Source organism: Candidatus Rhabdochlamydia sp. W815, assembly GCF_018642185.1.
GTDB lineage: Bacteria > Chlamydiota > Chlamydiia > Chlamydiales > Rhabdochlamydiaceae > Rhabdochlamydia > Rhabdochlamydia oedothoracis.
This window is the reverse complement of record NZ_JAAVTY010000088.1, coordinates 1-6,077: the sequence shown is the minus strand read 5'-3', so window position 1 is coordinate 6,077 and position 6,077 is coordinate 1. Positions and strand designations below refer to the sequence as shown.

At 35.8% G+C, this 6,077-nt stretch carries 7 protein-coding genes, 1 tRNA gene and 1 pseudogene; 3 read left to right on the top strand and 6 right to left on the bottom strand.

The window, feature by feature from the left end; genetic code table 11:
- Window positions 1-43 precede the first annotated feature (43 nt).
- The 6 genes and pseudogenes from RHOW815_RS06190 to RHOW815_RS06160 form a co-directional block, all read right to left on the bottom strand.
- Window positions 44-322 (bottom strand): response regulator, encoded by a 279-nt coding sequence (locus RHOW815_RS06190; RefSeq protein WP_215217454.1) that lies wholly within the window; start codon window positions 320-322, stop codon window positions 44-46.
- Window positions 323-328: 6 nt separating this feature from the next.
- Window positions 329-682, bottom strand: a complete 354-nt coding sequence (locus RHOW815_RS06185; RefSeq protein ID WP_215217453.1) for a hypothetical protein — start codon at window positions 680-682, stop codon at window positions 329-331.
- Window positions 669-3,023, bottom strand: a complete 2,355-nt coding sequence (locus RHOW815_RS06180; protein WP_215217452.1) for an FtsK/SpoIIIE family DNA translocase — start codon at window positions 3,021-3,023, stop codon at window positions 669-671. Before RHOW815_RS06180 ends, RHOW815_RS06185 begins: the two co-directional genes overlap by 14 nt.
- A 9-nt stretch (window positions 3,024-3,032) precedes the next feature.
- Window positions 3,033-3,812, bottom strand: a complete 780-nt coding sequence (locus tag RHOW815_RS06175) for an undecaprenyl-diphosphate phosphatase (RefSeq protein ID WP_215217451.1) — start codon at window positions 3,810-3,812, stop codon at window positions 3,033-3,035.
- A 39-nt stretch (window positions 3,813-3,851) separates the two neighbouring features.
- Window positions 3,852-4,749: pseudogene (locus RHOW815_RS09365) on the bottom strand (IS5 family transposase).
- A 99-nt stretch (window positions 4,750-4,848) separates the two neighbouring features.
- Window positions 4,849-4,922: transfer RNA gene (locus RHOW815_RS06160), tRNA-His, on the bottom strand.
- 387 nt (window positions 4,923-5,309) lie between these two features.
- Between RHOW815_RS06160 and RHOW815_RS06155 the strand changes: the two genes are divergently transcribed.
- The 3 genes from RHOW815_RS06155 to RHOW815_RS09105 all read left to right on the top strand — a co-directional run.
- Window positions 5,310-5,450, top strand: a complete 141-nt coding sequence (locus tag RHOW815_RS06155; RefSeq protein ID WP_215217449.1) for a hypothetical protein — start codon at window positions 5,310-5,312, stop codon at window positions 5,448-5,450.
- Window positions 5,451-5,521: 71 nt separating this feature from the next.
- Window positions 5,522-5,791, top strand: a complete 270-nt coding sequence (locus RHOW815_RS06150; RefSeq protein WP_215217458.1) for a helix-turn-helix domain-containing protein — start codon at window positions 5,522-5,524, stop codon at window positions 5,789-5,791.
- Window positions 5,792-5,797: 6 nt separating this feature from the next.
- Window positions 5,798-6,077: IS30 family transposase (locus RHOW815_RS09105; protein ID WP_215217456.1), on the top strand; the 280-nt coding region annotated here is incomplete at its 3' end.

Here is a 6,077-nt window from a genome sequence, read left to right as displayed (position 1 = left end):
CGAAACTCCACTAGAAGTGTTTAGGAGATTATCTACAAACATGCTATGCTCGGGTGCACAATAGATGTTTTTTCAAGTATTTATATGTTCTTTTTTGTGCAATTCGAGGTTGAAAGGGCCCTTCGATTCCGTGAATATGGGGTAGCACGAGCTCTACAACCACTAGATCGGGTTGAAAATGAGGCATTTTTTTCAAAACTTCTGTTCCAGAAGCTGCGAATTCGAAATGATATTGCGCTGCTTCTTTAGCTTGTTTAATACGTTGATGTAATTTTCGATCAGAATCAGCCAAAAGAATTTTTTTAGACTCTTTTCTGTTCATTAATGATTAAACCTGTAGATTTTTCTTCTTTTTATAAAAGAGCCAAAAGCAAGAAGTTCCTACTAAAGCAAATAATGCGCTCACATAGAAAAAGTTAAAAACCTCTCTGGGATCAAGCTCTAAAAGAGATTCATCTTCTGTAAGAAGACTTAAACCCGAGCCTTGCTCCATTTCTTGAGGAGTTGTTAAGTTATCTTCTGCAAGCTCGGTGTAAATAGAATTCGATTTAGGTGCAAAAATGGCTATAGATAGAGTAATACAAGCAAATCCATAGAGGATGTATCCCATGAACTTTAAACCGGGCAATAGTGGAATATCGGGATGGATTGTATCCTCGTCAGGAGTGTTATTCTGTATCATTTACCTTATTTGGTTTAAGCAAGGAATCTTTAGGATCCACTAAAATCCTTCTAGGTTTTGCTCCTTCTTGCGAGCTAATCACTTTTTTGCTCTCTAGTTCATCCATTAAAGAGGCAGCTCTTGCATAGCCAATTTTCAATTTGCGTTGCAGAAAAGTTGTCGATGCCATTCCTGTTTCTATAACTAGGTTAAGCGCTTGTTCATAGAGCATATCACGAGGACCGCTTTCTGCCCCTTCTTCAGAAGATAGATCTTCAAAACGCATTTTGTCAAAAGATTCTATCAAATAATTCGGAGGGCTTTGATTGCATATAAAAGAGACGACTCGATTGATCTCTTCATCGCTAATATATACTCCCTGAGAACGAATTAAGGTAGATGTACCGGGGGGTAAAAAAAGCATATCGCCATTTCCTAAAAGACTTTCTGCTCCTACGTCATCTAGAATGATTTGCGAGTTAATCCGACTAGCTACTTTAAAAGCGATTCGAGTAGGAAAATTTGCTTTAATAAGACCTGTAATCACTTCTCTAGATGGTCTTTGTGTTGCTAATATAAGATGTATGCCCACTGCACGAGCCATTTGGGCAATACGAGCAATGGGAGTTTCTAAATCAGAGCTAGAGGCCATTATAAGATCAGCAAACTCATCAATAATAGCTACAATTGCATACATTTTAGCAGGGATAGGAATATTCAAAGAACTTTCTAATTCTTGATTGATCTGCCTATTATTAAAAGCTGTGATGTTACGTACTCCTAATTGCTTTAAAATATCGTAGCGGGTTTGCATCTCTTTTACAAGCCAACTCAAAGCTGCATAAGCTCCATGGGGTTCTGTAATAACAGGTGCTAACATATGAGGTAGATTAGTATAGGGGGTTAACTCTACTTTTTTAGGATCGATCATGACTAACTTGATTTCATCAGGGCGTGCATTCATAAGAATGGACATGATCAGAGTATTTACGCAAACGGATTTTCCCGAACCTGTTGCCCCTGCAATTAGACAGTGAGGCATTTTACTTAAATCGCTAATTACGCTATCTCCTGAGACTGTTTTACCTAGCAAAAGAGGAACCATCATTTTACGTACATGGCTTTGATATTGGGTTAGCAGCTCTTTAAAACTCACCTCTTGAGGATAAATAGAAGGGACTTCTACCCCTACTGCTGCCTTACCTGGAATAGGAGCAATAATGCGGATGGATTTAGCTTGTAGATTGAGAGCGATATCATTTTCTAGCGTTTTGATCTTTTGTACTTTTACTCCAATAGCTGGATGTACTTCAAAAGAGGTAATAGTGGGGCCGCAGTTGATTTCACCGACTTTAGCTTCGATCCCAAAACTCATTAAAGTATCTTGAAGTACCTCGGCTTGTTTTTTTAATTCTTTTTTTAGAAGTGGTTGATCTACTTTTTTAGGGTGATTCAATAAAGAGGCAGGAGGGACTTGATATGTTGTATAATCTCCTTTGACAACACATTGTGCATTAAGCGCTAGTTGCCGTTTGCTGAGTTTAGTTTCTATGGGCTGTTTTTTTTTAACAGGCTCAATATCCGCCATCGTGCGAATTTTTATCTCCTTTTCCGGCCTTTCTTGAGGTTTTGTGTGTAAATAAGGAGGAGCTATGGAGCGCTGTGAAAGTAAACGCTCAATTTCAGAAGCGCTTTTAATCGTGGGAAGTGTTTTTTTTTGAGAGATTTTGTTAAGGAGTTTATTCTTTAGAAATAAGGTGAAAGATTTAAGTTTTCTGCCAATGGCAAGCAATTCAATTTCCATTAAGAACAAAAAAGATACGCAAGCTGTTATAAAGAAAGTAATAAAGATTCCTACATCGCTTAGCATATGCTGTAAATTAAATGTAGGGATGTCCTTATATAGATAGTACAAAGGAACTCCTCCCAAATTATATCGAAGGGTAGAATAAGGATAGGGGAGTTCGAAAAAATATGATTCGGTATACACCCTGTTTTCAAACAACTGAGTGTAAGTCCATTTATTCTCTGCTAGTAAATTTAGTAAAAAACAACAAGAAAAACACAGAATCAGGAAGCAAAAAAGCTTAGATAGCATATATATAGGTTTTTGATTGAGGATCAACTTCCATCCAAGCCACAAACCAAAACCAGCAATGAGATAGCTGCTTATTCCAAAAAGATAATTAAAACCAAATCCCAATCCCCAACCAATGAGACCTAACCAATTCTGATGAGGAGCATCGAATCGAAAACTGATCAAACTTAGTAAAACAATCACAGTAAGTGCTAATAAGATCAATCCTCTTGCTTCTGGATGTACTACTTTAGATTTTTTTTCAAAAGATGTATTTTTATTCACTATCAACTCCTAATAGTTTAAATAAATTGCGCTGCAAAAGCCAAGAATAAGACAATACCAAGCAAAGGGTTTAAAATTTCCTTTTTCTAGGATAGAAAAGGCAAAGCGAATAACAAGCAACCCAACTAGGCAAGAAGTGATAAATCCCACTATACAAGCCATCAGGGAGAAATCTTTAGGAGCATCGCATATAGTTATTTGAAAAAGCTCTAAACAGTTACCGCCGATAATAGTAGGAATAGAGAGTAAAAAAGAAAAGCGTACTGCATCGCTTGTTTCCCATCCTAAAACACGAGCACAACAAATAGTAGAAGCGCTACGCGATACACCAGGAATTAAAGCAATGGATTGCAAGGCTCCAATGTAGAGAGCATCATGTACGCGTTTTTTCAAAGAAGATTCAATGGGTATTTTTAAACGCCAAAAATGACCTATCAGTAAAACAAAGCCTGTAAACATTAAACCAAACCCAAGAAAGTTGGGATTAAAAACCCAATCTTTAAATGGTTTAACCAGTAAATAGCAAGGAATAAGAGGAATTATTGCTAAAAAAAGCAAAAGAGCTTTTTTACGGTCCGTTCGCAAAATGGTTAGAATATCTTGTTTTAAGAAAACAATCACAGCTAAGAGAGTGCCTAAATGGCAGAAAAGACTTAAAATAACTTGGGTTTCTGTGTCTTGGATACCAAGCATCAATTTAAATAATGTAAGATGTGCTGAAGAGCTAACCGGAAAAAATTCAGTTAACCCTTGTATTAGACCTAACAAAAAAGCTTCTAATAAAGACATGAAAATCTCCTTAGCCTACAAATTTAACTTAGAGCCTGTTTAAAATCTTTTCAAAAGTAGAGCAATAAAAGCAAGAACCACCATATTCAGGCTTGTATGTATTTATCTTTCGCAATTTTTCCATAGCCTGCGACATTTTTCTATCCACGCAAAAGAACGCTCTACAACCCATCTTCTAGGAATAACTGTAAAAGTATGAAGTGCATTTCTTTTGGCTATTTCTACTATACATCCTAATATTTCCTGCGCACTCTTTGCAAATCTTTCTCCAGAATATCCTCTATCTGCTAAAACATTTTTTACACCGAAAAAATGGTTTTTATGTAGTGAAAATGCTTCTATACACCCATTTCTGTCAGTGATATTAGCGGTGGTAATGTGAATCGCATGAGGAAGCCCTTGGGTATCGACTGCTATATGTCTTTTTATTCCTGATATTTTTTTCCCTGCATCATGTCCTTATCTTCTCCACTGTATACTCGTTTGCATTCAAATTAAGAGGTTGAATGTATAAACATTTTTATACAAAGGATAACATCTTCTTGCAAGATAGAGCAGTTTTTTCAAAAAACCCAGTTATGCAATGTTTTTAACACTTTGAGCATCAATAATTACAAAGCTTGTTTTCTCTTTCCGACCACTGCTTTTTCTGACCTCGCCAACTAATTTTTTTTAAAACTATTTCAAGAATACTCTTAGAATTTTTATGATCTTTTTTATTCCAAAGAGGGAAATAATAATCACATCATTCCCATTTAGGATATTCTATGGGTAACATACGCCACCGGCAACCACTTTTTAAAATGTACAAAACCCGACAAAAAATATCATATAGATTAACTATTCGTGGACGTGTTTTTTTGCGTGTAGACTCAAGTATTAGATGGATTTTGCTAAATTGGTTACGCGAGATATCGCTTGGATAAGAGCGGGTCATAATTACCTCCAAAGGTTTTATGAAAACTATCATTATGCCTTACTGAAAAGATTTTAAACAGGCTCTTAGCATAATTGAACAGGAGATAGTAAGAATTTGGGCGATCGACGGGGCTCGAACCCGCGACATCTGGAACCACAATCCAGTGCTCTAACCAGCTGAGCTACGACCGCCACAATAAGCGAATCATTTTATCTTAAAAGTTTTTTTGCGTCAAATTACTTCGATAAAAATAAGACGGAATGCGCCCTATTAAAGAGTGTAGTGAATACATGTTAACAATAAATAAAAAAATAATTTTTAGTTTAAAATTTAATTTGAATTTATTTTAATAATTAATTACGCTTAATTATAAAAGAGTATTTTTTTAAATACTTAATATAAGTAAAAAATCTATTGTGTTTTAGAACTTATTGTTAAGAGGAAGTCTTTTCAAGTTTGAAGTGCACAGAAGAATTAAAAAAAGAATAGGCAGGCGATGAAAGAATCAGTCTTTTCAAGTTTGAAGTGCACAGAAGAATTAAAAAAAAGAATAGGCAGGCGATGAAAGAATCTCTATTGTGATTTTTAACAATCAAATACAAGGAGAGACCTTGCCTAAAGGCTACCATCACCTAACCTATGACCAAAGATGTCAGATTTATATTAGACTTCTTTCGAAATTCCTCAAAGCAACTCCAAATTGTGAATCCCTGCGATAAGATTAAATCACAAACCAAACCTCTTTCTCCGATTTCTGTATCTATCGCTTATAATCTTAAATCTCTTTAAATTGCCTAAATTCACAATTTGGAGTTGCTTTGAGGAATTTCGAAAGAAGTCTATTTTAAAAGCTAGAGGCGATACATCTAGCTCAATAGCAACCATTCTAAAAGTTCATCATAGCACTATTAGTAGGGAACTTAAGAGAAATAAAGGGCAACGAGGATACCGTCATCAGCAAGCTCAAGAAAAAGCATTTCTTAGAAAAAATTCTCAGCCCAATAAAAAAATGACTCCTCAAATAGTTACCAGTATTGAAGAAAAAATCAAGTTGCAATGAAGCCCTATACAAATATCCGGATGGCTTAAAAGACATGGTAAAGAACATGTTAGTCATGAGACCATCTATAATCATATCTGGAAAGATAAACGACAGGGAGGACAGCTTTATAGAGAGCTCCGTCATCGAGGGAAAAAATATAACAAGCAGAGAAAGGGAACTTCTGGAAGAGGGAACATCCCTGGTCGTATAGATATTAAGCAACGGCCTTGTATTGTAGAAAAAAAGACTCGTTTAGGAGACTGGGAACTAGATACAGTCATAGGGGCAGGACATAAAGGCGTAA